This is a genomic window from Roseibium sp. (genome assembly GCF_965276855.1).
Classification (GTDB): domain Bacteria; phylum Pseudomonadota; class Alphaproteobacteria; order Rhizobiales; family Stappiaceae; genus Roseibium.
Genome location: NZ_OZ255700.1, coordinates 3947191 through 3972388, shown reverse-complemented (window position 1 = coordinate 3972388; position 25198 = coordinate 3947191). Strand labels below are relative to the sequence as shown.

Below are 25198 nucleotides of genomic sequence, written 5' to 3'. Positions count from 1 at the left end.
TCGGGAATAGGTCAGCCGCGACGGTGCAGACGAGAGTTTCCTCGTCGGCTGGTTCGTCGTCGGAGCATGTGACCTGTGCTCATCAATCCCGAAGTTCCTTACGCGCTGCGCAGGTGGAAGCTGCGTGCGGTTTCAAACAGAGGCTAGCGCGTACCACGCATGGCTCCTGCCGGTCCAGAACTTTTTGACGGGAAAGACCACGTTTTTGCGAGGATCCAATTGTTCACCGGAGAGGGACAGTCCATTCAGTTGATTGAAATTTGCCATCACGGCACAACCTATATCGCAGAACAAACTCCAAGGAGACCGGTATGGGAACGCTCGTCGACGGCGTGTGGCACGATCAGTGGTATGACACCAAATCAACAGGCGGACGGTTCGTGCGCAAGGACGCCGCATTCCGGAATTTCATCACGAAAGACGGGAGCCCCGGCCCAACGGGCAACGGCGGTTTCAAGGCCGAAGCTGGCCGGTACCACCTTTTTGTCTCCTATGCCTGCCCGTGGGCGCACCGGACCTTGATCTTCCGGACCCTGAAAGGCTTGAACGACTACATTTCCGTTTCCGCTGTCCAGCCGCTCATGTTGGAAAACGGTTGGGAGTTTGGGGAAGCAGAGCCGCTCACTGGCGCGAACTACGCGTGGCAGGTCTATGTGAAGGCAGACCCGACCTATTCTGGCCGGGCCACGGTGCCGATCCTTTGGGACAAGCAGCAACAGACCATTGTCAGCAACGAGTCGGCGGAAATCATTCGGATGTTCAACACCGAGTTCGATCACCTGACCGGTTCAACGATCGACTATTATCCGCAAGCCCTGCGCGCTGAGATCGACGCGGTCAATGAGCGCATCTATCACACCGTCAACAACGGCGTTTACAAGTCCGGCTTTGCCACTACACAAGAGGCATACGAGGAAGCAGTTACAGCGCTTTTCGAAACGCTGGACGATCTAGAGGTCCGCCTGTCAAAACAGCGCTATCTCGCAGGTGAGGTCTTGACTGAAGCCGATTGGCGCCTGTTTACAACGCTCGTGCGCTTTGACCCGGTCTACGTGACGCATTTCAAGTGCAACATCCGCCGGATTGCCGATTACCCGAACCTCTTCAATTACTTGCGGGAACTCTATCAGCATCCGGGTGTTGCCGAGACGGTCGATATGGCGACCATCAAACAGCACTATTTCGGCTCGCACGAGACCATCAATCCGCACCGGATCGTGCCGGCTGGGCCGGAACTCGATTTCCTGGCGCCGCATGACCGGGACCGCTTCATGGCGGCAGCTTAACTGAAGATCGGCTCAACGAGCATTTAATGCAAATTAGGCAGGACGACGCGTAACAACCGTTGTCCTGCCTTTGTCCGCCTTTTGCAAACCTATGGGAACGCTTCGTTAACCCATGCAATCCGCGCAGGGCAGCCCCGAAGGAATAACGCTCCTCCTTTGTGCACCACACGCCTATATAAGAGGCAGATTGATGACGATTAGGGCAGCCGATTGCCCACCCCCCAACAACTCAAAGGACAGCGTTATGTTCAAGACACTTTTTCAGAAGCGTCGCCGGAACTACCAGTGGAAACCGGCTATCGACACCAGCAATCCGCGGATCGCTGCATCTCTGACCACGTTCCCGACCAACTGATCAAGCAGTTGTCGGCCAAGTTGGATTCTGTGCCATGTTTGGATTTGTGCATGTAGTCGGAGCCAGCCTCCGCGAAGGTACCCGGACCGGTCAGACCCAGGGTTCAGCCCCTCGGCAGACAAAAATACAAACAAAATCTGCGAAGTAATCTCCTCCCAACGACATTTCGCAGACTATCCGCTTGGCGCCGCTCATTTTTCCTTGACGCGGCGCTTTTTGCTTTGATGATGCGCCTCCATGTTCAGGCTTGCGCATCTCTCCGATCCCCATTTGGGTCCCCTTCCGGACCCCAAGCTCCTTCAATTGTTTTCCAAGCGTTTGCTCGGTTATCTGAACTGGCAGCGCAACCGTTCCAAAATCATGGGCGGCAATCACCTTGAACTATTGGTCGAGGACATGAAGGCGCAAGCGCCGGACCACATCGCGGTGACCGGTGACCTCGTCAACATCGCGCTGCCTCTTGAAATCACCGGTGCCCGTGCGTGGCTGGACGATTTGGGCGCTCCGGATCAGGTTTCCGTGGTTCCGGGCAACCACGACGCCTATGTGCGCGGTGCGGTCAAAAAAGCCCGAACCGCATGGTGGCCTTTTATGCGCGGCGATGGCGAAGACGATGTTCCTTCTGAAAAAGTCGGCTCAGAAGCAACATTTCCTTATGTGCGCAAGCGCGGCGATATCGCGATCATTGGCGTCACCACTGGCCGGGCAACGGCGCCTTGGTTTGCCTCCGGGCGCGTTGGAACAAAACAAAGCCGCCGCTTAAGGGCAATTTTGGAGGAACTTGCGGAAGAAAAATTGTTTCGTGTCGTTCTCATTCACCACCCGCCATTCAAGAACGCAACGAAATGGCACAAACGCCTCTCCGATGCCTCCCGACTGCGGACTGTGGTCAAGCGTGCCGGAGCCGAACTGATCCTGCACGGTCACACGCATATTGATAGTTTTGAAAGTATCGAGGGGCCGGACGGCCCCGTGCCGGTCATTGGCGTGCCGTCAGCAACCAGCGCACCGGGCGGTCACAAACCGGCTGCCCGCTACAATTTATTCTCGATTGCCAGGCAAAATGACGGCTGGACATGCCAGATGGAAGAGCATGGATTTGAAGAAACCGGCGGACCTGTAAAACCACTTTCGCAAAGAGATGTCAGGATCTCTTGATGAGTTAGACGTTGCCTTGCTTGCGCAACGGTCACAAAGGATTTGCGAACCAGGCAAAGCCGACCAGACCGACAATGCCAAGCGCGAGGCCAATACCAAATGCGCCGGCAACAGGCAGCCAAGGTGTGTGGCTCTCTTTGACCCGAACCACTTTTGATTCCATCGCCACCTGACGCAAACGGTTGTTCAGCCAGTCGCCTTCAAGAGCCTTCTCGCGCTCCAGAACACGCTCCGCGATATACTCGGTCAGGCAATCAGCCATATCGTCGATATTGGCTGTTTCCAGAATAACGACCCGGCCGAGCCGTGTGTCTTTCAGGAACCGGTAGGTCCGGCGATCCCCTGCGACGGCTACATGGCTGGTTGCATCAATCCAGAGCCGCGGTGTCGAGCCGGAAATGATCTGCAGGGAAAACTGATCATCATCTTCCGGGATTTCCCGAAAAACATCTTTCAGCTCATCGGCCAGCATGTCGAGCCGGGCACGTTCGGTGTCCTGCAGCTCAACAACCACATCCGAGCGTTCCACTTCGCCCAGCTGCACCTTGCGGATGGCATCGCGCAGGGATCGCATGCGCGTGTGCGGAACCACGTTGTCCTGCATTTCAGCCATTGAGTACCAGCTCCAGTTTTCTCATCGGTTCGACCAAGTCTTAATTGAGTCTTAACCGCGTATGGCTTTGACGCCATTCCTCTTTGCCGGGTATCCACTGCCAATCGCGCAAAGATGGTTAACAAAGGTTAAGCGATATTTACCCTAGAGACCAGCGATCACTGGCTGGTTTGCGCCAACATGTTGCGTTATTCAAAGGGAATTCCGGTTTTTTGGGAGACGCCGGCATGAATGTTGACGGAAAGAAGTACCGGACGATCTGGCTCGCAGAGGACGGTGTCACGGTTGAGATCATCGACCAAACGAAGTTTCCATTTGCCTTTGAGATCATTCAACTGCGCACGATGGCCCAAGCAGTGCATGCGATTCGGGTCATGCAAGTGCGCGGCGCGCCGCTCATTGGCGCAACGGCTGCATATGGCGTGGCACTTGCCATGCGCGAAGACCCGTCTGATATCTCTCTGCTAGCTGCTTGTACCGTGATTCTGGAAACACGTCCTACAGCGGTCAATCTCAACTGGGCACTGGATCGTTGCCGAAGATCCCTGATCAAGGTTCCGCCCGAAAAGAGGGAAGAAGCTGCTTACTCCCTCGCAAATGAGATTTGCGATGAGGATATCGCGATCAACCTTTCGATCGGTATGCACGGCATGGCGTTGATCGCCGCACTTGCCCAGACCAAACGGCCCGGCGAACCCGTCAACATCTTGACCCATTGCAATGCCGGATGGCTGGCAACGGTCGATTGGGGCACTGCGACCGCCCCAATCTACATGGCCCATGACGGCGGTATACCGGTGCATGTCTGGGTGGATGAAACCCGGCCGCGGAACCAGGGGGCCTTCTTGACGGCTTGGGAACTCGGACACCATGGCGTCCCCCATACGGTCATTGCCGACAATGCCGGCGGTCACCTGATGCAGCATGGAGAGGTCGACATTGTCATCACCGGTACAGACCGGACAACAGCCACCGGGGATGTCTGCAACAAGATCGGTACATACTTGAAGGCTTTGGCAGCCAAAGACAACAAAGTGCCGTTTTACGTAGCTCTCCCGTCCCCCACCATCGACTTTTCCCTGTCCGATGGCGTGCGCGATATTCCGATTGAGGAACGCAACGGAGCCGAAGTCAGCTGGATTACGGGCCGCACGGCCAGCGGCGCGCTGGAGACCGTTCAAATTGTCGCAGAGGGCTCGGAGGTCGGCAATCCAGCCTTCGACGTCACCCCCGCCCATCTTGTGACCGGCCTTATAACAGAACGTGGTGTGCTGGAAGCAAACCGGCAAGCCATTGCCGAAGCATTTCCAGAACGGATCAAAAAGAGTGCTTGATCGCAGTCTTGGCAGCCAGTCCTAACCCGTTAGGCAAGGAACATGCGGCGCGGTTTCAGTAGCATATAGTCCGAGCCCCCGCGGATCATCCGCCACCTCAATGGCCCGTTTATAGGGTTTGAAACCACAGGACTGATAAAACCGAAGTGCTTGGGGACTATCCGCCGTACAAGTATGCAACCACAGACGTTTTGTTTCAGGCCGCGACCAGGCCATCTCTACCGCTTGTGCCATCAGCCACCGGCCAACACCGCCACCAATAGCGCTTGGCACCAGGCCAAAATAGGCGAGTTCGACATTCTCCGGATCAGCGTAGTTCAGCTCCAGCGTGCCCACCGGCTTGCCATCAAGGACGGGCAGATAGTTTTCGCGCGCTGGCTCCGCCAGAAGCGTTTCCAGATCCGCGTCCGGCTTTACCAAACGCCCAAACCAGATCCACTCTTCTCCAACTTCCCGGAACAGTGCCTTGTACTCTGAAGCCATCGGAGACGGCCAGGCCTTCAAGGCCACATCAGAGCGCTGTGGAGCAAGCGCTTTTGAAGGCTTCTCGATCATTTCCAGGTAGGTGACAACAACGGCAATTTTTGTGTCGGGGATCTCCGTATAACCGTCGAGATCCAAAATCGGGTTGCTCATGAAAACTCCAAGGAGAAACAATACACACCGTGCGTGTATCAGCGGATGAATCTCTAGCCAAACAAAAGTTCACGGGAATGACGAGAAACCAATGCGTCGCCATTCTGCAACTCTTTAGGCAAGTGAAGGCAAGCTGTTCATAAAGGCTGCATAGCGCACTGATCCTTGTATCAAGACAGCAGAAGTTAACTCGCCATTAACCATGTTTTGTGAAGGTCGACGCGTATCCAGGAGAGATGCGCAATGCCCAAGGTCGGAAACTACATTCAACGCGATTACCACAGCCGCTTCAGTTCGAAGCGCAAATCCCGTTGGAAGAGTTACAACCAAGCTTGGTCGCAAAAACGCTCTAACTCGCTGCAGAAATCACAAGCTCTCAAATTGCAGCTCTCTTCTTCCATAACGAACATTACGGTTGCAAACGGCGTGCAACAAGCCCGGTTCTTCCTCCAGAACGCTGCGGCCCCACAGTCAACCTATGCAAGCCCAACCGCTGTGGCCGCGCGGATCAACGTTCTCGTATAAGATTTCTAGATCGAGCCGATGGTTTTTAGCTTGATGCGCGGATGAACTTCGCCTTGGCTCATGACCGTCGTATGCGCCCGGAACCGTTCCACAATCGACCGGACAAATGGACGTGTCTGCGGCGAAGTCAACAGCACCGGAACCTCACCCTGTTGGGCTGCCTCTTCAAAGGCATCGCGCACCACTCCGACGAACTCCTGAAGCTTGCTCGGCTGCATCGCCAGCTGACGGTCGTCTCCCTCACCGATGATGGCCTCCAGGAACGCCTGCTCCCATTGAGGGGACATAGCGATCAACGGGAGGTACCCGCCAGCAGCAAGGTTGGCTGCGCAAATCTGGCGGCCAAGCCGTGTGCGGACATGCTCAGCAATCGTATCCGTGTTGCGGGTCATTCCAGAGGCTTCCGAGACCCCCTCCAGGATCGTGCCGAGATCGCGTACCGAAATCCGCTCGTTCAACAGCGCCTGCAGCACACGCTGAATACCGGACACGGTGATCTGGGACGGAATAAGATCTTCAACCAGCTTGGCTTGCTCGCCCTTCAGTTCTTTCAGGAGTTTTTGAACATCACCATAGGTCAGCAGTTCACTGATGTTGTTCTTGATCGTCTCGGTCAGGTGGGTCGACAAGACGGTCGCCGGGTCCACAACAGTGTAACCACGCAAGGAAGCATCTTCGCGGTATTGTGCCTCGACCCAGGTCGCCGGCAACCCGAACGTCGGCTCAGTGGTGTGAGTGCCCGGAAGTTTCACCTGCCCGCCCGCCGGGTCCATGACCATGAAGTGGTTCGGGTAGAGCAGACCGCGGCCCGCCTCGACTTCCTTCACCTTGATCACATAGTCGTTTGCGCCAAGCTGGATATTGTCGAGGATGCGGACCGGCGGCATGATCACGCCCATGTCGCCAGCTATCTGACGCCGGAGAGCCTTGATTTGCTCGGTCAGGACATCCGAGTCACCGCTCGCCTTGCCGTTGATCAGTGGCAACAGCGCATAGCCAAGCTCGATACGCAGTTCATCCATCTTCAGCGCGTCGGTGATCGGCGGCTCGGGCGGCGGCGGCGGCGCTTCCTCGATTGCCTTGACCACGGCGGCCTTGGCCTCTTCCTTTTTCTTGTTTGCTCCGACCTGATAGGCGAGATACGCGGCACCCGCTGCAAGACCCAGGAACGGGATCATCGGCATGCCCGGCAAGAGCGCCAGCACCACCATCACGGCAGCCGACATGCCCAGCGCCTTGGGGTAGCCTGTAAACTGGCTTGTGAGCGCCTTGTCGGCGGCTCCATGAACCCCGGCTTTGGAAACAAGCAGGCCGGCAGCAGTGGACACGATCAATGCCGGAATTTGGGAAACGAGACCGTCACCAATGGTCAGAAGCGTGTAGTTGTTGGCTGCTTCCGAGAAGGTCAGCTCCATCTGCGCGACACCGATGAAAATGCCGCCCAGAATGTTGATAAATGTAATCAGAAGGCCCGCGATTGCATCCCCGCGGACGAACTTCGAAGCACCGTCCATCGCCCCGAAGAACGAACTTTCATCTTCCAGCGCCTTACGTCGAGCTTTGGCCTCCGATTCATCAATAAGCCCGGCAGACAAATCAGCGTCGATCGCCATCTGCTTGCCCGGCATCGCGTCCAATGTGAAGCGGGCTGCGACTTCCGCGATACGGCCCGAACCCTTGGTGATGACGACGAAGTTCACGATCACCAGGATCGCGAACACGATAATCCCGATGACGAAATTGCCACCCATCACCAGGTTGCCGAACGACTGGATGACATTTCCTGCAGCAGCCGTGCCTTCATGGCCGTTTGCCAGGATCAGCCTGGTGGACGCAATGTTCAGGCCGAGCCTCAACATTGTCGCGATCAAAAGAACCGTTGGGAAGGACGAGAACTCAAGCGGTTTTTGAATAAAGAGACCCGTCATCAAGACGAGCACGGAAAAAATGATCGAAACCGCTAGAAACATGTCCAGCATCACCGGCGGCATCGGCAGAATGAGGAGCGTCAGGATCACCAGAATACCGGTCGCAAGGCCGATATCGCCCTTGCGAAGGGTATCAATTATTTCATGAACGCTCGGGAAACCGGAAACGGCAGCACCGGATGGCGCTCCGGAAGCGCCCTCCTGCCCGGTATTTGGTCCGGTTGGACCGCCACCACCTGCTGCTGTGTCTGACATTTACGGCTTAGATCCCATTCCAAACTAACGCAATAAGCGGCTGCCTCCGTGCAGGCGCGCTTGTTGATTATCCCCGAGCCTCGCCCGGACTTGGCACTTGAACACCCTCATCCGTGTACTGATTCAACTTGTTGCGAAGCGTGCGGATGGAGATCCCGAGGATCTTGGCCGCGTGGGTCCGGTTCCCCAGACAGTGGTCCAGAGTATCCAGGATCAGATCCCGTTCCACATCCGCAACGGTGCGCCCAACAAAGTTGCGCGTGACAGCCTCGGCTGTCTGTGCGGCCCGCTCGGCCGGACCTCGCGAAATGCTCAACGGTGTGCCGTCCGGCATGCGAATGGCTTCCACACCGATCTCATTACCGCTCGCAAGCAGAATGGCGCGATGCATGGTGTTTTCCAGTTCACGAACATTGCCCTGCCATTGATTGGACATCAGGGCCTGCCGCGCTTCCAGAGAAAGCTGGCGGATCTGAACGCCATTCGCCTCCGAATAATGAGCAATGAAGAACTGTGCCAGCTCCATGATATCGGCTGGGCGCTCCCGCAGAGCCGGAAGTTTCAGATTAACAACGTTCAAGCGGAAGAGCAGGTCTTCCCGGAAACTTCCCGAGCGAACACTCTCTGCAAGATCACGGTTCGACGTCGCCAGAATGCGGATATTGACGGGAACCGGCCGTGTACCGCCAACACGATCAATTACGCGTTCCTGGATCGCCCGCAACAGCTTTGCCTGCAGACGGACATCCATTTCCGAGATTTCATCAAGAAGAAGCGTGCCGCCGTCCGCTTCCTCGAATTTGCCGATCCGGCGGGCAACTGCGCCGGTGAAAGCCCCCTTCTCGTGACCGAACAATTCGGATTCAAGAAGATGTTCTGGAATGGCTGCGCAGTTGATCGAGATGAACGGCTTTGACGCGCGGTTCGAGCATTTGTGCACGTGACGGGCGATCACTTCTTTACCCGTCCCCGATTCCCCCGTGATTAAAACTGATGCCTCGGATGGTGCCACTTGTTCAGCAAGCTTTACAACCGACGCCATGGCGTCATCACGGTAAATCAGATCACCACGATCCTGAGCGACGGCAGAAAGTACAGCTGCAATCAGCTCCGGATCCGGCGGCAGGGGAATGTATTCCTTGGCACCTGCGCGGATAGCGGAGACCGCCGCTTGCGCATCTGTCTCGACGCCACAAGCAACAACGGGTACATGGACCCGCTCCATCTGCAGCTTGGCGATCAGACCTTCTATATCGAGGTGAACTTCAACCATCAAAAGATCGGCGCCACGGCCGGACCGCAGGACTTTCAACGCGCCTTCGACATCATCGGCATGCGTGACCTGAGCACCGCGTTGCATGGCGATTTTTGACGCTGCAGTGAGCTGGCCGCCCAATGTTCCGACAATCAACAGACGCATACGATTCCTCTTTTATCGATCGGTCTTGATGATTTCCGTCATGGTCACGCCGAGTTTGTCCTCAACGAGAACAACCTCTCCGCGCGCCACTAGGCGATCATTCACATAAATATCGATGGCTTCCCCGACTTTGCGGTCGAGTTCCAACACCGTCCCGGACGCGAGCTTCAGCAAGTCCGACACATGCATTTTCGAGTGCCCCAAGACCGCTGAGATCCTGACAGGCACATCGAAAACGGCTTCAAGATCTGCCGCTGACTGAGGATTATGAACCTCCTCGGCCTCTCCGGCCCGATCCGGCGCTTCCAATTCATCCAGAGGGATGTTGGTGTCTTGTTCGTCACTCATGCCTCAGTGTCTTTCTCAGATGCTCCATCGGCCTTCGGAGCCGGTTTCGGAGAGCGCCCCGCTTTCAAATACGCGCGGATGCTGCCATCAATTTCAGCTTCAAGAGCTTTGCGGTCCCGCCGAATGCCGCCATCCGCCCATTCGATGTGGCAATCGCCTCTGGCAATCTCCGGCTCGCCAAGAATGACCAGACGCCCCTCAAAACCCTTTTCATGAATGATGGGGTCGACCTTGGCCTTCAGTGCTTCCACATCCCGCTCAGCTACGCGAATGACGAGATGGGGTGCCCGCCGCAAAGGACCCAAACATTCTGACACCAAAGCAACAGTTTCGGCCAGTGGTTGCCGGGCAATCAGATGGGCACAGAGGCGTCTAGCCACAAGAAATGCAAGGCTGATTGCATCCTGCTCCTGTTTGGTAACAGATTCATCGATGGTTTCCAGCACGCGGCCAACAGCCGCCACCAGATGTCCAACCTCTTCGGTCAACAACGTCTCTTGTTTGGTTTGCAGGTCTGTAAGTGCTTGAACCCGCCCTTCTTCAAATGCCTGCGCCTTTGCCTTTTCAAGTAGGGCCTTGTGATCAGCAACCGGCATCATCGGAATTTCCGGCTTCGGCGGCTCAACGACCTCGGGCTCTTCCGGCTCCGCGAAGTCAGTGTTGAACAGAAATTTCGACGGGTTCGTCATTGTGCCCAATCTCGTATATGTCCCTGTCTGTTGCCGCATTAGTAGATGATCTCTTCATCGCCCTTAGATTTCGAAATCATGATCTCACCCTTTGCGGCCAGATCCTTGGCCTGATTGACCATTCCCGTTTGGGCATCGTCCACATCACGCAAACGAACTGGCCCCAAGGCCTCCATGTCGTCCTGCAACAGTTTCGCAGCTCGCGAAGACATGTTGCCGAAGAAGAACTCGCGCGCTGTATCCGTTGACCCCTTGAGGGCGATCGCCAACTGATCTTTCTCAACATGCCGCAACAAGGTTTGAGCACTTGCCGCATCCAGCTTGAGCAGGTCGTCGAATGTGAACATCAAGGTCTTGATGCGATCTGCGGCCTCACGATTGTCTTCTTCCAGAGCTGCCAGAAAGCGGGCCTCGGTTTGGCGGTCGAAGTTGTTGAAGATGTCCGCCATCATTTCATGGCTATCACGCCGGGACGTATTCGTCAGGTTGGACATGAACTCCACGCGCAACGTCTGCTCGACCTTCTCCAGAACCTCTTTCTGAACCGCATCCATGCGCAGCATCCGACTGACGACCTCAAGCGCAAGTTCTTCCGGTAAAATGCCCAGGACACGTGCCGCGTGATCGGAGTTGATTTTCGAGAGCACCACCGCGACGGTCTGCGGGTACTCATTCTTCAAATAGTTCGCCAGGACGTTTTCCTGCACGTTGGAGAGCTTCTCCCACATATTCCGGCCTGCAGGACCCCGGATCTCCTCCATGATCACCGAGACCTTGTCGCCAGGCAGGAACGTTGCAAGCAGCCTCTCTGTGGCATCAACGTTTCCGGTGAGCGCACCTTTCGAGCTGATACGGCGAACGAAGTCCTTGAAGAGGTCTTCAAGCATGTTCGGCGTTACCGGTCCAAGGTTTGCCATGGCAGCAGACACTTGCCGAACTTCAATCTCATCGAGCTTATCCCAAATCGGAGCCCCATGAGATTCACCGAGAGCAAGCAGCAAAACTGCCGCCCGCTCTGCGCCTTTCAGCTCGCGCTCTTCCTCATCAACGCTAACAGTAAGATGTTGCTGTAGCTGATCGCTTGCCATTACGCTGCCTGCTCATCTAGCCAACCACGGACGATGTTCACGGCCTCGGTCGGATGATCCTGAATCATTTCACCAACCTTGGCGATGGAGCTGGCTTGCAATGCCCCTTCCTGTTTCGCCTGCTCCAGCCACTCGATCACAAATTCATCTTCTTCCTCTTCTTCCTGCGGCACTTCGCTGTCAGCGACCAATGTTCCATCCGGACCGATCACCAGCTCCTGCGGCTGCCGCTCTTCCGGTGTCACGATCCGGCGCAGAAGCGGACGAACGACGAAGAGGAGCAGCAGGATTGCGATCAGGAACAGCACTCCGAGCTCCGCGAACCGCATGATATCGGAGCGGGTAAACTCAAAGAGACCGTCTGCTTCTGCGATGTCGAGTTCCGGCGGCAGAGCAAACTGAAGGTTGATCACCTCAACAACATCGCCGCGGGCCTCATCATAGCCAACAGCCGACCGGACAAGAACGGCAATGCGATCGAGAGCTTCCTGCGCACGCGGCGTATAGACCGAATTGCCATCCTCATCAGTCTGGTAAGTACCATCAACCAGAACAGCGACCGAAAGGCGGGTGATACGCCCGGCTTCCACGACTTCGGTGCGTGTGGATCTGGAGATCTCGTAATTTACGATCTCTTCAGTCAGTGACGAGGTATCTTGTTCGCCTGCCTCGTTGTTCTGGTTGGCGTCCGCATTCGGGAGTTCGTTTCCGACCGTGACCTGACCATCCTGGCGTGTGCTGGATGTCGCTTCTTCCTTCGACTGGGTCGAGCGGACGACCTGGCCTTCCGGATCAAAGGTCTCTGTCGTCTCTGTCAGACGATTGAAGTCGATGTCAGCGTTCACACGAACCCGGGCGCGGCCAGGCCCGACAATAGAATTCAGAATCTCTTCAACCTGATTGCGCAGCCGGCTTTCGATAGCGGTCGATCGCTCCTGCAGCCGGGCGGACACCATGCCTTCATCATCGCTGCTTGCGCCAGACGCCAGCAAACGGCCGGACTCATCAACGATGGACACCTTGTCCGGGTCCAGCCCATCAACGGCAGTGGCCACAAGATGTTGGACCGCACGGATTTCGCCTGGCCCCAGGCCACCACGCACGTTCAAGACGATTGAAGCCGACGGCGGACGCCGGTCACGTTGGAACAGTTGGCGCTCAGGGATCACGAGATGAACACGCGCCGAGCGGATCCGGTCGAGTGAGCTGATCGTGCGGGACAACTCGCCTTCCATTGCCCGCAGGTGGTTGATGTTCTGGACGAAACTTGTGGCGCCGAGGGTGTCGGACCGATCGAAGATCTCGTACCCGATGGAACCACCCGTCGGGAGACCTTCAGCGGCGAGCTGCATGCGCAAACGGGCGACCTGCTCCTGAGGCACCATGATGGTCGCGCCTTCCCGGGCCAGCTGGAACTGCACGCCCTGGCTTTCCAGCTGCGAGACGATCGCCGCAGAATCTTCAAGCGTCAGCTCATTGTAGAGCGTTGTCATCTGCGGGGCAGTCACCCGGAAGATAATAAACGCAAAGACACCGACCAGAATGGCGGCGACGGCCCCCATCGCCGCAATCCGCGCTGGTCCCAGTGTTTTTATGAATTCAATAAGTCCGTTCACGAATGCCCGCCCGCATCTTTCGCCTGCCACTTGCCCTTATCGGCAGAGTCGGCAAATCACGCCATGCCTCTGATGGGCAAAATTTGCCGCTCAGAGGGTTAACAAGAAGTTAACAAAACATTATCAACGGACATGAGTTGGCGGTTTTCTGCGAATTTCGCTAAGGCATTTTGCAACTGAAGTGGGGAAAAACTGCCCACCCCATTAACCTTTGGATAAGTATAACGCGAAGCCGGGCAGCAAAAAAGGCCGGCGAGGCCGACCTTATCGAACCGCTCTTCGCGGTCGTTTGTATTTCTGGCCGTCAGACCATTAATTTCGGTACTGCTGTATCCGCGTTGCGCGGAGCCCTGCCAATCCATGCTTTTCAATCGAGCTCTGCCAGGACAGAAACTCTTCGACCGTCAGAGTGTACCTCTGACACGCCTCCTCGAGGGATAGAAGACCGCCCCGCACTGCAGCTACCACTTCCGCCTTTCGCCGGATGACCCAGCGCTTGGTGGAGGTAGGTGGAAGATCCGCAATCGTGAGCGGGCTCCCATCCGGGCCGATGACATATTTTACACGCGAACGAATTTGTTCGGTCATTGTACTCTCACACTAACCATGACCAATGTGAATTCGAGACTACACAATGACGCTTAACAAACGACTAAAGCAATATTTGACTTTTATTAACTATAATATTTGGATTCTGTGAATGATATTTAGGGAATGGTGAATTCATTACTTCAAAAACAAGTTAAATTCATTAGCCTTTGTTAACCATAAGCTCCCTGTCATGCAATTTGCAATGCAATGCGCCGAAACGCGCTCAAGATGCAAAAATGCCGGACATCAGTTTCCCCCGACACCCGGCAAACCATTAGTGAACTTCAAAAAAACTGCTTAGCCACCAAGATCAAATAGACCGTACGGACTTCACCGCGCTTACCGGAACTGAGAGCTCCCCAATCCTTAAGAACGGAACCGCTCCGCTAAAGTCTACCTCGTCAACGACACCCGAGACCTCGATGGAGGCGGGCTCGGCATTCCCCGCGCTGTCACTTACATCCAACTGGATCGTGTAGGCCCCCTTGGATGCCGTGCCGCCCAAATCAGTGGTCCCATCCCATGTGTACGTGCCACCGCCCGCCTTGAGCTCGATTTCCCCGGTGTAAACCGTCTGCCCGGCATCATTCAGAATTTCAACGGTCCCGGTCGCGTCCTCGAGGACATCATACTTCCAACTGGCCTGACCATTATCAAACATCGCCGTCCCGCCTGCGGCCGTCACTTCCGTGCCGATGTAATTCACGTAGGCCGATGACTGATTGCTGGAAAGCAAACTGATCATCTCTTCGAGGTTCTTGTTCGTTTGAATCGACTGCTCAACATTCGAATACTGAACGAGCTGATTGGTGTACTCCGCAGAGTCGAGTGGATCCAATGGATCCTGATTCTGAATCTGCGTGGTGAGCATACTCAGAAACAGCTCATAGTTTGCCGACAAACCAGCTTCGCTCGACTGGGTACTGGATTGGCTCGACGATTGTGTCGCCGCATTGGTGCTGCTTGTACTCGGTGAAAAAAAGGTCATAACACTCTCCTCAGGCACTCATGGTGCCCGTTAAATCCTTACATCCAGGCCGCCGCGCTGCTCTGCCAGCGTCATCCTGAGAAGTTGCACATCCATTGCCTCGTCCGTCGTGGCATTCCCGTCGCCATCCGCTCCAGTATTAGCAGAGCCGGATTGCCCATTTTGCTGCCCCCGGTCGTCTTGGGATGCAAATTGCTGCCCGGGCCCTTGCTTCAGCGAGAACTGCAAATCATTTGAATTGGCGTTCAATCCAGCGGCTTCGAGCGCCCGCTCCAAACCGCGCTGATCCCGCAGGAACATGTCGAGCGTTTCCGGACGCTCCACAATCAGATGCGCCTGAACACTGCCATCCGCCGCGACCTTCATGTTGACATCGACTCTCCCGAGCTCGGGAGGATCAAACCGCATCTGAAACCGTGTCTGCGCGTTTTTCAGGTTCCGTGCCATCTCGACGGCAACCTGAGAGGCCAGCTGAGAGCTTTGCGCCTGGTTTGGTGTCTGCAGGGCCTCGGTGCGGGCAGCTCCCTGCATATCGCCGCCGCGCAGTGTCGCGGTGAAATCAAGATCCGCGCCCAGCTCCGCTTCAAAAGCAGATGCAGGCAGAACTTCATCCACAACGATCTCATTTGAAAGAGCTGCTGCCGGGATAGCCGCCTGCTGGCCGGATCCGGTGCCGTTCTGTGTGGTGACCATCTGCGGTTGACCGCTGCCAAGCCCCGGCATTTGAGGCATCGCGGCATTCGCCAAAGGAGCTTTCGCACCCGCGAATGAAACGTCTCCGGCTGGCCGGCGCTCCAGACGCACTGGTTCACCGTCGACCTCAACAATCAGGTCATCAAGCCCCAAATCCACGCCACCGGCCTCCGCTATTGCTGGCTGCGAGACAGCGGGGTTCGTCGGCCGGTTTGAAACGGCAACCGGCGTCACAGGAGGCTGTGCGCTTGCTGCCGGAGCCGGTTGCGCTTGAGGCATCGACGGGGTCACCGGCGCAGGTCTTGCAACCTCCGGCGCAGCTGGTTGACGAAGACTTGCCTCATCCTGCGTCGCAGACACCTCTGCGGTCAGTGAAGCCAATACAGGCTGATTATTTGCTGCAGAAGAAATCCCTGGCTGTGCGTTGATTTGTGCGCTGCCCTGAGTGGACATGTTCAGAGGCTTTGCAACAGGCTCTTTGGACCCGGCGGCCTGCGCTGCAGCTTGAGCCCTCGCCGCTTGTTGAAGCGGATCGAGAACTTCGCCGGAAGCATCAGCCTGAGCAACCGGTACGTTTTGCGGTGCCGCTTGAACCATGACGGACTGCGAGCGCAACTCCGGCGGCAAACTCACCTGCCATCGCCGCTGCTTTGGCTCAATGATCGGCGCATCACTTTTCAGGCTGAGACCGTCCTCAGCGGCAGATGATGGTGATAGCGGCTTTACCGGATCGGCAGCCTTAACCACCGTTGCTGCCGCTTTTCCCTCCTGCCCAGCCACACCATCGACAGCACTCTCAACCTGCTGAGCGATGATCGGCTGACGGTGTACCGGAAGCGGGAGATCAGAGACATCCTGTGAAGAGCTTGCAGGGGTCGCATATGACACCCCGGCTGGAGATGGCGCACCAGCGCCCCCTATTCCAGCAGAACCCACTGCGGACGCAAAACCGGGCTTGCCGGCACCACCTGCGGTCGCAGCAACGGCCTCGCCCTGAACATCACCACCGTTGCTTCCAGCAGCAGCTGCATCGCTGCCAGCGGCGGAACGAACAAGTGGAAGGCCCGCCTCTTTAAGCAAGCCGCCATCTTCAGTCGCAGGGTCAAGTGCAGCACCATTTACGACAGGGGTTTCACCAGCAGCAGCCTGCCAAATCTCCCCCAAGCTCCCAGGAACGGCAGCACCGGGGTCATCTGCCAGGACGGCACCGGCCTCCAGCGCCTCGTCACCCGCTGCAGCTTCTGCGCTCACAACAGCGTCGCCAGCAAGCTCTGCCGCATCGGCCTTCAGCGCATCCAGGTTCGGTGCCGACTGACCGCTAGAGACAGCGCCGCCTTCTTGCGAAACACTGTCAGGCGCCAATGCCTGCAGGGTCTCCTGAAGATCATCCGAAAACTGCCGAAACCCGTTCTCGGCTTTCCCCATGGGCCCAGCAACACTCGCACCGCCACGATTGGCAGGCGAAGAAGCGGCAGTCGTATCGGTCATCAATCCAAAAGGCAGCACAAGAGCACCTCAATAAAATTTGCCCGCAATTGGGCAGACAGCGTCACGAAATGAGAAAGCAAACCTCGGGCCAGTTTCAAAAACCCAATCAAGGCATTGAATCTCATAGCATTTGAACCCTGCACACCTGGCACCGACCAGCCATAACGCGGCAAGCTTTGCCGCTCCGGCAATGCATGCCGGGTGCGCACGGCTCGCAATTGGCAAGCAACGTCCTTATCTGTATAGTGCGCCCAATTGGAATTGACCCGAGGAAACAAGCGTTTCCCGGCTGACCGGACGCGGCGCTTACTGAACGCCTGTGACCGGCAGGGCCCGAACTTTCTGAAAGTGCCTTTGAACATGTTGAACAGTCTGGATCTTCCCGGCCGCCCCGAAGACACGCGCGTGGTCGTTGCCATGTCCGGCGGCGTGGACAGTTCCGTCGTTGCCGCGCTGATGCACGCCGAAGGTTATGATGTTATTGGTGTGACCTTGCAGCTCTATGACCATGGCGCCGCCGTCGCCAAAGCAAAGTCATGCTGTGCCGGCGTCGACATCCATGACGCACGCCGCGCCGCCGAAAAGATCGGCATCCCGCACTACGTGCTCGACTATGAAAGCCGTTTCAAGGAACAGGTTATGGACCGGTTTGCCGACAGTTATATCGCCGGCGAAACCCCCATTCCCTGCGTCTCCTGCAACCAGACCGTCAAGTTCACCGACCTGCTGAAAACGGCAAAGGATCTTGGCGCGGACGCCTTGGCCACCGGCCACTATGTTCGCTCGGCAGCCAAGGGCAACAAGCGCGCACTCTTCCGCCCGACTGACCTTGACCGGGATCAGAGCTACTTCCTGTTTGCCACAACGCAGGAACAGTTGGATTTCGTCCGCTTTCCACTCGGCGGCATGCCGAAATCTCAAGTCCGTGCCCTTGCCGAAGAGTTCGGGTTGTCGGTTGCCAACAAGCCTGACAGTCAGGACATCTGCTTCGTGCCGAACGGCGACTATGCCGCGGTGATCCGAAAGCTGCGGCCAAACGCTGCCGAACCGGGCGAGATTGTCCATATGGACGGCCGGGTCCTGGGTGAACACAACGGCATCATCCACTTCACAATCGGCCAGCGCCGAGGCATTGGCGTGGCCACGGGAGAGCCGCTTTATGTGGTGCGCCTTGATGCGGACGAACGCCGCGTGATCGTGGGGCCGCGAGAGGCTTTGGCAACACACACGATCCTGCTGCGCGAAATGAACTGGATCGGCGATCAGCCGCTCGATGAAGGGGACGAGATCGAGGTCTTTGCCAAAGTCCGCTCCACCCGCCCGCCGGCCCCGGCGACCTTGCGGATATTGAACGGCAAGGCCTTTGTTGATCTTGCCAACGGCGAAACGGGTGTCGCACCCGGTCAGGCGTGCGTTTTCTTCGACAGCGACGACGAAATGGCCCGCGTCCTCGGTGGCGGCTGGATCCACAAGACCGAGCGCACCGGCACTTGGGCGGTGGATTTTCCACAAGCGCAAGCCCCGGTTTCTGCCGCCTGAACGGCGCTCAAAAAGAATGCGCGCGGGCAAGCATTCAACGCTTGACGCCTGCGCGCAGCCTCACTATAAGCTCCCCCACATCGCAGCGCTTTGAACAAGAAGCCGCTGACCGGATGGCGGGGTAGCTCAGGTGGTTAGAGCAGCGGAATCATAATCCGCGTGTCGGGGGTTCGAGTCCCTCTCCCGCTACCACTTCTCCCGATAAATTTCTGACAGTTAGATCTCACACGCTACAAGTCCATCTGCATGTAGAAAGCCCGGGGCGCCATCCTGAGCTGTAGCGCGCAAGTTCATTTGGCAAATCGCGCAACTTCATTTGGCACCCGTTTTTTTTTGCGAATGAAGATGATTTGATGTTTGAGTCCGCCATTTTTGTGTGCCGACTTCGGCGTTCAATGAGACGCTGTAGCCAGCCTAAAGCCGGCAATCGGCGATGCTTTTGCCCAAGACCAAAATCGGTATTGACTCTACGCATCGCAGGCACAGTTTGATACTCATAAGGTCGACAATGGTGCAAATCTAACTAGGTCTTCATTCACGCCATAGTCGGAAAATCGGTTTCGCTCTACCTCTGGCGTCTTGTAAAAGCTTATCGTCCACCTCGCTGTAACAGGAACCTTTTTTGCCATCTCAGCGAAATACAGGGCGTCAACATCGGCGAGAGAGTGACCCAAGATAAAGACATCGCTCACCCCCAAAAGACGGTCGAAGAATGCCTGATTTAGGGTAAGGATTTTCTCAGTTGGCTTGAATGTATCCGCGAAATATTCATCGATGAGGCGGTAGCCTCCCGCAAAACGGGTATCAGTGCCTTCATCAACCAGCCTTGATAGTACTTCGTCCCCCTGCTTTTCCCATCCATGCCCGAGAACTATCAAGGAATCGGAATTAGCGGCGCTTCCGTGAATATGCAGCACCTGGTCAGGAGAAACGCCATAAAGTGACTGCAAGGTGGACGTGTAGTTGAAGTTTAGGAACTTAGCGCTCCGGTCAATGCAATTGACTAGCGGAACGGTTCCTGGCGACGGAATTGGCAAGCCCCTTATCCAGCTTGCGAAATGCCTTCGCATGGTTCGTGAAAGGCCGTCCACGATCTGCTCGATCTCATACTCAAAATCGTGATGATAGGCTTCGCTCCAGTCTTCAGCACCGTAAGGAACGAGAAAGTTCTGTGCGTAGTCAATGACGTGGTCCGAGTCGAAGCTTGCCAAGCGTTCTTCGAAACAATTCCAGAAGTCCTTATCGACGAATAGGTAGTCACGGATCAGCTCAGAGACTCTTGGGTCGATACCCTCAACGTATCGGCCGAAGTCGCTGTACTGGGACGGTATCCCATGATGCAGATCGAAGCCGTTGCCTATCACGAAAAGCCGATCAGTCACGGAGTCCTCCAGTAAAATTGCTAAACTTGGTCCGGAGTGCAGCAGTCGATGATCGTCCAGCCGCGACCCACCAATATGTCGAGCTCCCCCTCTACGAATGCATCCTTGCGCATCGCGAGACAAAGGAGGTGGGTCGGGCGAGTCATTGCAATATAGTGGAGTTTCAGCCGCCCAAGAATACGAGGGCCTTCTGCGACTTGCCTACCCCTGCGATTTATCGAAGAGCCTCGGCTACAGTGCGCGGCATGATCAATCGCTTCTGTTTGCGGATGTCAGCGAGCGCGCCATCTTCAAGCGTCTTCTGTTTGGCGCGGACCTAGGCGATCGTTGCGGCCGGGTCGAGACCAGTGAGCATCGGATTGACCGCTTGCCCGAGATAGGTTTCTCCATCGGGCTCAAAGAGCCAGACCCGGCCGAGATCTTCAGGGTCGTGGCGGACAAGAACATCCCGGCCGGGCATGACATCGCCGGTGTAATAGAATTCACCGTCGATCCGGATGCCCTGATTGGTGGCACGGCGCTTGCCATCCTGGCCGGCGACCGGCGCTAAAAGAACGTCGAGAGCTGCCAGATCGCCGACAGCCCGGATTGGGCCAGACCACGCAGCTGCGACTTCAAACGGCGTCTTGCGTTTCAGGTCTTCGTGCGGTGTGTGGGCATATTGCTCCTCTGCCCATCGATCCGCCTCGCGTTGAAGTTCCATTGCGGACAGCATGACGTTGAAGAGCTTGGCATCGTCTGTGCCGAGCCGCGCTGAGAACGCCTTGCGGGCTTCGATGATCTTGCGATCGGCAACCGAGTGACCAACAAACCCGGGAAGGGTCGCGGCGCAATCGCGTTGGAAGGTACCGATCACACGCTCGACCGTTCCCTTTTGCTCAGGCGAATAGGGCGCAGAAAAATCCTGCTCGATGCCAAGTGCGTCCAGCAAGCGAACCGTTGCATGGGCGGCAAAATCAGAACCGTTGTCGGTCTTGATCAGTTCCGGCACGCACCAGGCAATGAGGCATTTGCGGATCAAGAGGCCAACGGCGGAAGCACGCGGTGTGCTGGTGACGAGGATGCAGTTATCGTTACTTCCAGGTTTGTAGTTTTGTCGAGTTGAGCTGCTCATTCTTTGGAACGCTCCGAAGAGCCTCAGTTGCTTCACCGGTTTCACGTTACAGATGAGGCATTCGCTGCATTCTGCTCCCTCTGATTGAAAACAGCTTTTGTCGTTCCGACATCGATAGGTAGACAAGAACGGTGCAAGCAACAATTTTGGTCTGTTATTATCGTGTGATGACGACGATAAACACCGCTGCCTTCCCGCCGCCGTCAACGGAGGCAGGAAGGAAAATCCGTAAGATACTAACTATTGATATGATTTACCAAACCACGCTCGTACTAGGTTCCGATTCGACTGGTAAGCTGCTTGGCGAACTCGTCTAGAGCAGGCTTGGCGACGGCGTCCAATGCATTGTTGGTGGCTTCCGCTATGTCTTTCGCATTGGCGGATGTACCAGTCTCCTGGACATTTACGGAGACCATGACGGCGGAGGCAGTTACAGGGGGCATCGGGATCAACGGCGTCGCACTCGCACACAATTGCGGCGCTCCTGCAGTAAATGTGCACCCATTGACCTTTTCCTGACCGAATTTCAGTGAACCGCTCGACACAGCAACCGCACCGACTTCGCGGACCGAGCGAAAGCCGGTTTTGCTGTCGGTCGTAACTGCGTGAACCGCAAGCGCGATATCGACCTGCACCGTGGCTGGCACATTTGCGGTTTCCTTGGCGGTCCATGCGATGGAATTGTCGAGCCAGTATACCTTTGGAACTAGTACGGACGCATTTCCGTGGTCATGCTTTTCGAGGATGGTGATGAGCCCCGGGGCTTTCGTATCCCGATCAATCCTTGTCACAACGACACATTTTACGCGAGCCCAGTTGACGCCGGTATTCCTGGATTGAACAAGACGAACGCTTCCGGATTTCTGCGACGCCCTAGCGATCTTTTCCGCTTTTGCCGCAATGCTTTCCTTGATCGCGTCGAAAGCAGCGCTAGCCGCATAAGAAACTATCGCCGAAACGATCGTGCTAGCGCCCGCCAGGCGTTCTCTACCTGCAGGGCTGCTGACACGATGTTGACCGGCGACCTCGCAGGCTCGCAGCTCTCGCTGGATCTCGGGCGAAACTGCGCTCAAACTCGGCTTGACCGCTTGGAACCTGCTAAGGGCGACGGGGGGCTGACGCCCGCCACCAGACAACAGGAACACTTCGAACGCCTGATTGCCGATACCGCTACGCGGGTCCGGCTGAAAAGATAGTAGTTGGTAACTCTCGCGGATGGACCCGCACCCCGCCAAGGTCAAAGCCACCAATGCGGTGCAAAGAATTTTGCCAATCATTTTCATAATGCCTCCTGCAAATTCACGGTTGTCGCGAACTTACGCAATGACGGTCCGCGTACCGGCGGCCCCGTGAACTTTTTCGCCTCGGTGCCGTGAGTCGAGCGTGATCGAAACAATTCGGGAAGCTGCTGCCCCAGTGTGTGTCAAGCGTCAGTGGTGCGAACGTTGGCGATCCAGTTTGCCAACGAAGCCCGGATCGTGTGCGCCTCGCGTTCACACTGGATTCACACCAGGACCACCAGCATTGCCACAAAGGGAACAGCAACCAGTCAATCTGGAGAATGGCAATGCGAAAAATACGTAAAACAAACGGGCTTCATTTTCCGCCGAGACACCTCAAGGCCGTCAAGACCGTTGCGCTCACCTTGTTGATCTCGTGTTTGTCGCTCTCTTTATTTGCGGACATAACACGTGCTGAACCGTCGACCCCTGAAAGCATGGCAATGAGTTGGTTCTCAGACACGAGCCTTCTGTCGAATCCGGAACTGTCGGACATCATCCAGTCCGAGGTGGGCGTCACAAACAGGCTGAATGTCAATGAAAATGGGCAGAACCTGATATCCGATCTGGACAAGCTTTACCTTCACGGCTCGCGCGACCTGGGTATGGGGACAACTGCATTCGAGTTCGCCAGAAACATCGCACTTTTTGAGGCTGTCAGAACCAGTGCGACTGTCCGCTATCTCTCACCGCAGGAGCAGGCCGTTTTCGACTATCATCTGCGAGCGGGCGCGGGCTCCAGGCTAGGACTGAAAGACTACGAACCTCTTGTTTCACCGGTCTCTGTCGACGGCAAGCCGATCGTTCAGTGGAAAGGAACTGAGAACTTTCAGGACGTACGCAAGTTCAGCATCGGTGCGGATCATGTCTCGGATTTACCTCCTGGCCTAATTTCGGCCGGCGGCGAGCTTGCTATTGTAAAGTTCAGCAGACCGGATGAAATCGTTTCCGGCGAAGATGTCGGAGAACTACCGTTTGAAATTGCACGAAAGCTTGGCAACGAAAGGCCCCGGCTGTCCCTGAACGGAAAGGACTGTTCCGCCGACACCCCCAAAGACAACTGCTATTTGCCCGCCGTGGTGCTTCACGACGCTGCGGGAGCAATCTGTTCGGGAACATTGATCAGCCCGAACTGGATCCTGACCGCGAGCCACTGTTTCTGCCGCCACGACCCGAGTTGGGCCACAATAGGCAACCGACTACCCGATCGGCGCAGCTGGTACAATCCGCCGTCAAAGCGGTTGCGGTTTAAAGGGCGTCTGATTCAATTCGATAGTGATTTCTGCAACCGCACGAAAAAGGTGCGGTATGGAACAAAACTCTCCTTCGAGACGCCGGATATCGCCCTAGTCGAACTCGCGGACCCGGTCACCGATCCAACCAGCAAATTCTTCGCGCGGATTGGCGACGACAAACTGCTCGATGGGGTGTCCTTTGCCGAGATCACCAGTTTCGGGAGGTCTGAGACAGATACTCGCGGCGGCCGCAAACTGACTGTCTCCGTCGCCATAGAATCCAGGCGCTGCGAACAGCCCGTCAACAGCAGAGAATTCGGCTGCTTGGCCAATCGGGAGATGGTTGCCCTAGACGCAAACCGTCGCAAGGACACTTGTCACGGCGACAGTGGAGGCGGCGTCTACGGGCGATTCGATGACGGCAGCATCGTCCTTCTGGCTGTCGTTTCCCGAGGGCTCGAAGGCACATGCGGTCCAGGCGGCATCTATGTACTGACAACAACCGCAGAAATCCGTTCCTGGCTGGAGCGCCATGTTCCAAATCTTACAATCGCGAAAGGAGAACTCGAACTCAGCAAACTTTTTCAAACCAAAGACAATCTTTAATTGGAGTTTCAAAATGAGGAATTTGTTTTCAGTTCCGCTTACCGCTGTCTTTTTCACAATTGGCGTCCAAATGAACGCTCTCGCTCACGACCCGGCGGAAACCGCCGCAGAACGGTCATCGCGCATGGCACAGCAAGAAGAACTTCGCATCATCGCAGAAGACCTTGCTCGTTCGGACGCGACGGCAGAAGAGCGGGCGCTCGGGCCGAGGATCATAAATGGCGAGAACGTGGTCCAAGAGGACGAAAACTGGCAATGGACCGTCTCGCTTCAGCGGGACAAACGCCATATCTGCGGCGGCACTTTCGTGTCCCCGAGCCTGTCGGCTGCAGGAACCCGAATCGTCTGGAATTCCAACGATCCGAAACCGCTCTGGGTGCTGACCGCCGCACATTGCCTGAAGGATCACACATCGCACAGCTACAGGATCGCGTCGGGAAACGTGAATATTACCGATCATGACAAGCAGGCGGTCGAAGAAATCTTCATTCACCCCAAATATGATTCGAACACGCTCGCCAACGACATCGCTCTTTTGAAACTGACGCCGATAACCTCTCCGAATCCGGATAACAAGCGTAGGTCCATTGCAATTGTCAGTGAAGCGGAAGCGGTCTGGATTCACGATGCCTATACCGCTCTGAACGTCATGGGGTGGGGCCGAACCACCGACAGCTTCGTCAGCCAAATGCTGCAACGGGTCCGAGTGCCCTATGTTGATCTAGGAACATGTTCGGACGCCTACAACGCTGCTGGCGAACATCTGCGGCCCGGAATGATCTGCGCCGGCTACAGCTCCGGCGGCTTCGATTCCTGCCAGGGAGACAGCGGCGGCAACATGACCTACATACCTGCACCCAGGGTCCCGGGTCCGGTCAACGAACCTGTTTTCACGGGGATTGTCAGCTGGGGTATCGGCTGTGCAAAGCCAAACCTCTATGGCGTCTATACCAGCGTCCTAGCTTTCCGTGATTGGATGGATAAGACCGTCAAACCGAAGCTCTGAGCGCGCCATTGCGGCAACGGAGCCT

21 protein-coding genes and 1 tRNA gene are annotated in these 25198 nt (G+C 56.3%); 8 read left to right on the top strand and 14 right to left on the bottom strand.

Translation table 11 applies throughout. From position 1 onward, the window contains the following. The first annotated feature begins 311 nt into the window (after positions 1-311). The gene (locus tag ACQY4Z_RS18275) at positions 312-1286 is read left to right on the top strand and encodes a glutathione S-transferase family protein (RefSeq protein ID WP_428523648.1); all 975 of its coding nucleotides are present in this window, start codon (positions 312-314) and stop codon (positions 1284-1286) included. Positions 1287-1878: 592 nt separating this feature from the next. Beyond that, positions 1879-2799, top strand: a complete 921-nt coding sequence (locus tag ACQY4Z_RS18270; RefSeq protein WP_428523646.1) for a metallophosphoesterase family protein — start codon at positions 1879-1881, stop codon at positions 2797-2799. A 31-nt stretch (positions 2800-2830) separates the two neighbouring features. On the opposite strand, the gene ACQY4Z_RS18265 is transcribed toward ACQY4Z_RS18270, so the two are convergent. Next, positions 2831-3412 (bottom strand): hypothetical protein, encoded by a 582-nt coding sequence (locus ACQY4Z_RS18265; RefSeq protein WP_428523644.1) that lies wholly within the window; start codon positions 3410-3412, stop codon positions 2831-2833. 227 nt (positions 3413-3639) lie between these two features. Here ACQY4Z_RS18265 and mtnA point away from each other — a divergent pair, with 227 nt between their 5' ends. After that, entirely contained in the window at positions 3640-4746 is a 1107-nt protein-coding gene (mtnA, locus tag ACQY4Z_RS18260) for an S-methyl-5-thioribose-1-phosphate isomerase (protein ID WP_428523642.1), read from the top strand. 21 nt (positions 4747-4767) lie between these two features. Here mtnA and ACQY4Z_RS18255 read toward each other — a convergent pair whose 3' ends face one another. Further along, positions 4768-5382, bottom strand: a complete 615-nt coding sequence (locus tag ACQY4Z_RS18255; RefSeq protein ID WP_428523640.1) for a GNAT family N-acetyltransferase — start codon at positions 5380-5382, stop codon at positions 4768-4770. 243 nt (positions 5383-5625) lie between these two features. Between ACQY4Z_RS18255 and ACQY4Z_RS18250 the strand changes: the two genes are divergently transcribed. Further along, entirely contained in the window at positions 5626-5907 is a 282-nt protein-coding gene (locus ACQY4Z_RS18250; RefSeq protein ID WP_428523638.1) for a flagellar biosynthesis protein, read from the top strand. A 5-nt stretch (positions 5908-5912) separates the two neighbouring features. Here ACQY4Z_RS18250 and flhA read toward each other — a convergent pair whose 3' ends face one another. The 9 genes from flhA to ACQY4Z_RS18205 form a co-directional block, all read right to left on the bottom strand. Beyond that, positions 5913-8090 carry a flagellar biosynthesis protein FlhA gene (gene flhA / locus ACQY4Z_RS18245; protein ID WP_428523636.1) on the bottom strand — a complete coding sequence of 726 codons (2178 nt, stop codon included), beginning with the start codon at positions 8088-8090 and terminating at the stop codon, positions 5913-5915. A gap of 67 nt (positions 8091-8157) precedes the next feature. Further along, positions 8158-9510, bottom strand: a complete 1353-nt coding sequence (locus tag ACQY4Z_RS18240) for a sigma-54-dependent transcriptional regulator (RefSeq protein WP_428523634.1) — start codon at positions 9508-9510, stop codon at positions 8158-8160. 12 nt (positions 9511-9522) lie between these two features. Then, positions 9523-9858 carry a flagellar motor switch protein FliN gene (gene fliN / locus ACQY4Z_RS18235; protein ID WP_428523632.1) on the bottom strand — a complete coding sequence of 112 codons (336 nt, stop codon included), beginning with the start codon at positions 9856-9858 and terminating at the stop codon, positions 9523-9525. Further along, a complete protein-coding gene (locus ACQY4Z_RS18230; protein ID WP_428523630.1) occupies positions 9855-10547 on the bottom strand; it encodes a FliH/SctL family protein in 693 nt (230 codons plus the stop codon). Before ACQY4Z_RS18230 ends, fliN begins: the two co-directional genes overlap by 4 nt. Positions 10548-10585: 38 nt before the next feature. Next, positions 10586-11635, bottom strand: a complete 1050-nt coding sequence (gene fliG / locus ACQY4Z_RS18225; RefSeq protein ID WP_428523628.1) for a flagellar motor switch protein FliG — start codon at positions 11633-11635, stop codon at positions 10586-10588. After that, positions 11635-13251 (bottom strand): flagellar basal-body MS-ring/collar protein FliF, encoded by a 1617-nt coding sequence (gene fliF / locus ACQY4Z_RS18220; RefSeq protein WP_428523626.1) that lies wholly within the window; start codon positions 13249-13251, stop codon positions 11635-11637. Before fliF ends, fliG begins: the two co-directional genes overlap by 1 nt. 312 nt (positions 13252-13563) lie before the next feature. Next, positions 13564-13839: a DUF1153 domain-containing protein gene (locus ACQY4Z_RS18215; protein ID WP_008194991.1), complete on the bottom strand. Its 276-nt coding sequence runs from the start codon at positions 13837-13839 to the stop codon at positions 13564-13566. A 313-nt stretch (positions 13840-14152) separates the two neighbouring features. Beyond that, positions 14153-14830 carry a flagellar hook assembly protein FlgD gene (locus ACQY4Z_RS18210; protein ID WP_428523624.1) on the bottom strand — a complete coding sequence of 226 codons (678 nt, stop codon included), beginning with the start codon at positions 14828-14830 and terminating at the stop codon, positions 14153-14155. 30 nt (positions 14831-14860) lie between these two features. Further along, positions 14861-17011: a flagellar hook-length control protein FliK gene (locus ACQY4Z_RS18205; RefSeq protein ID WP_428523622.1), complete on the bottom strand. Its 2151-nt coding sequence runs from the start codon at positions 17009-17011 to the stop codon at positions 14861-14863. 360 nt (positions 17012-17371) lie between these two features. On the opposite strand from ACQY4Z_RS18205, the gene mnmA reads away from it, so the two are divergent. Together mnmA and ACQY4Z_RS18195 are read left to right on the top strand one after the other, a co-directional pair. Beyond that, positions 17372-18550, top strand: coding sequence for a tRNA 2-thiouridine(34) synthase MnmA (gene mnmA, locus ACQY4Z_RS18200; protein ID WP_428523620.1), 1179 nt, complete (start codon positions 17372-17374; stop codon positions 18548-18550). A gap of 115 nt (positions 18551-18665) precedes the next feature. Then, a tRNA-Met gene (locus tag ACQY4Z_RS18195) sits at positions 18666-18742 on the top strand. 302 nt (positions 18743-19044) lie between these two features. Here the strand turns inward: ACQY4Z_RS18195 and ACQY4Z_RS18190 are convergent. The 3 genes from ACQY4Z_RS18190 to ACQY4Z_RS18180 all read right to left on the bottom strand — a co-directional run bounded on the left by ACQY4Z_RS18190 (position 19045) and on the right by ACQY4Z_RS18180 (position 22323). Then, positions 19045-19932, bottom strand: a complete 888-nt coding sequence (locus ACQY4Z_RS18190; RefSeq protein ID WP_428523618.1) for a bacteriophage abortive infection AbiH family protein — start codon at positions 19930-19932, stop codon at positions 19045-19047. 316 nt (positions 19933-20248) lie between these two features. Beyond that, a complete protein-coding gene (locus ACQY4Z_RS18185) occupies positions 20249-21046 on the bottom strand; it encodes a Mu transposase C-terminal domain-containing protein (RefSeq protein WP_428523616.1) in 798 nt (265 codons plus the stop codon). 272 nt (positions 21047-21318) lie between these two features. Beyond that, on the bottom strand, positions 21319-22323 hold the full coding sequence (locus tag ACQY4Z_RS18180) for a hypothetical protein (protein WP_428523614.1): 1005 nt from the start codon (positions 22321-22323) through the stop codon (positions 21319-21321). 446 nt (positions 22324-22769) lie between these two features. Here ACQY4Z_RS18180 and ACQY4Z_RS18175 point away from each other — a divergent pair, with 446 nt between their 5' ends. Next, on the top strand, positions 22770-24167 hold the full coding sequence (locus ACQY4Z_RS18175; protein ID WP_428523612.1) for a trypsin-like serine protease: 1398 nt from the start codon (positions 22770-22772) through the stop codon (positions 24165-24167). Positions 24168-24237: 70 nt separating this feature from the next. Next, complete coding sequence (locus ACQY4Z_RS18170; RefSeq protein ID WP_428523610.1) at positions 24238-25173, top strand: serine protease; 936 nt, start codon at positions 24238-24240, stop codon at positions 25171-25173. Positions 25174-25198 lie beyond the last annotated feature (25 nt).

Coding starts and splice junctions, on each gene's coding strand:
- ACQY4Z_RS18275 (WP_428523648.1), top strand. CDS start 312: ATGGGAACGCTCGTCGACGGCGTGTGGCACGATCAGTGGTATGACACC.
- ACQY4Z_RS18270 (WP_428523646.1), top strand. CDS start 1,879: ATGTTCAGGCTTGCGCATCTCTCCGATCCCCATTTGGGTCCCCTTCCG.
- ACQY4Z_RS18265 (WP_428523644.1), bottom strand. CDS start 3,412: ATGGCTGAAATGCAGGACAACGTGGTTCCGCACACGCGCATGCGATCC.
- mtnA (WP_428523642.1), top strand. CDS start 3,640: ATGAATGTTGACGGAAAGAAGTACCGGACGATCTGGCTCGCAGAGGAC.
- ACQY4Z_RS18255 (WP_428523640.1), bottom strand. CDS start 5,382: ATGAGCAACCCGATTTTGGATCTCGACGGTTATACGGAGATCCCCGAC.
- ACQY4Z_RS18250 (WP_428523638.1), top strand. CDS start 5,626: ATGCCCAAGGTCGGAAACTACATTCAACGCGATTACCACAGCCGCTTC.
- flhA (WP_428523636.1), bottom strand. CDS start 8,090: ATGTCAGACACAGCAGCAGGTGGTGGCGGTCCAACCGGACCAAATACC.
- ACQY4Z_RS18240 (WP_428523634.1), bottom strand. CDS start 9,510: ATGCGTCTGTTGATTGTCGGAACATTGGGCGGCCAGCTCACTGCAGCG.
- fliN (WP_428523632.1), bottom strand. CDS start 9,858: ATGAGTGACGAACAAGACACCAACATCCCTCTGGATGAATTGGAAGCG.
- ACQY4Z_RS18230 (WP_428523630.1), bottom strand. CDS start 10,547: ATGACGAACCCGTCGAAATTTCTGTTCAACACTGACTTCGCGGAGCCG.
- fliG (WP_428523628.1), bottom strand. CDS start 11,635: ATGGCAAGCGATCAGCTACAGCAACATCTTACTGTTAGCGTTGATGAG.
- ACQY4Z_RS18215 (WP_008194991.1), bottom strand. CDS start 13,839: ATGACCGAACAAATTCGTTCGCGTGTAAAATATGTCATCGGCCCGGAT.
- ACQY4Z_RS18210 (WP_428523624.1), bottom strand. CDS start 14,830: ATGACCTTTTTTTCACCGAGTACAAGCAGCACCAATGCGGCGACACAA.
- ACQY4Z_RS18205 (WP_428523622.1), bottom strand. CDS start 17,011: ATGACCGATACGACTGCCGCTTCTTCGCCTGCCAATCGTGGCGGTGCG.
- mnmA (WP_428523620.1), top strand. CDS start 17,372: ATGTTGAACAGTCTGGATCTTCCCGGCCGCCCCGAAGACACGCGCGTG.
- ACQY4Z_RS18185 (WP_428523616.1), bottom strand. CDS start 21,046: ATGAGCAGCTCAACTCGACAAAACTACAAACCTGGAAGTAACGATAAC.
- ACQY4Z_RS18180 (WP_428523614.1), bottom strand. CDS start 22,323: ATGATTGGCAAAATTCTTTGCACCGCATTGGTGGCTTTGACCTTGGCG.
- ACQY4Z_RS18175 (WP_428523612.1), top strand. CDS start 22,770: ATGAGTTGGTTCTCAGACACGAGCCTTCTGTCGAATCCGGAACTGTCG.
- ACQY4Z_RS18170 (WP_428523610.1), top strand. CDS start 24,238: ATGAACGCTCTCGCTCACGACCCGGCGGAAACCGCCGCAGAACGGTCA.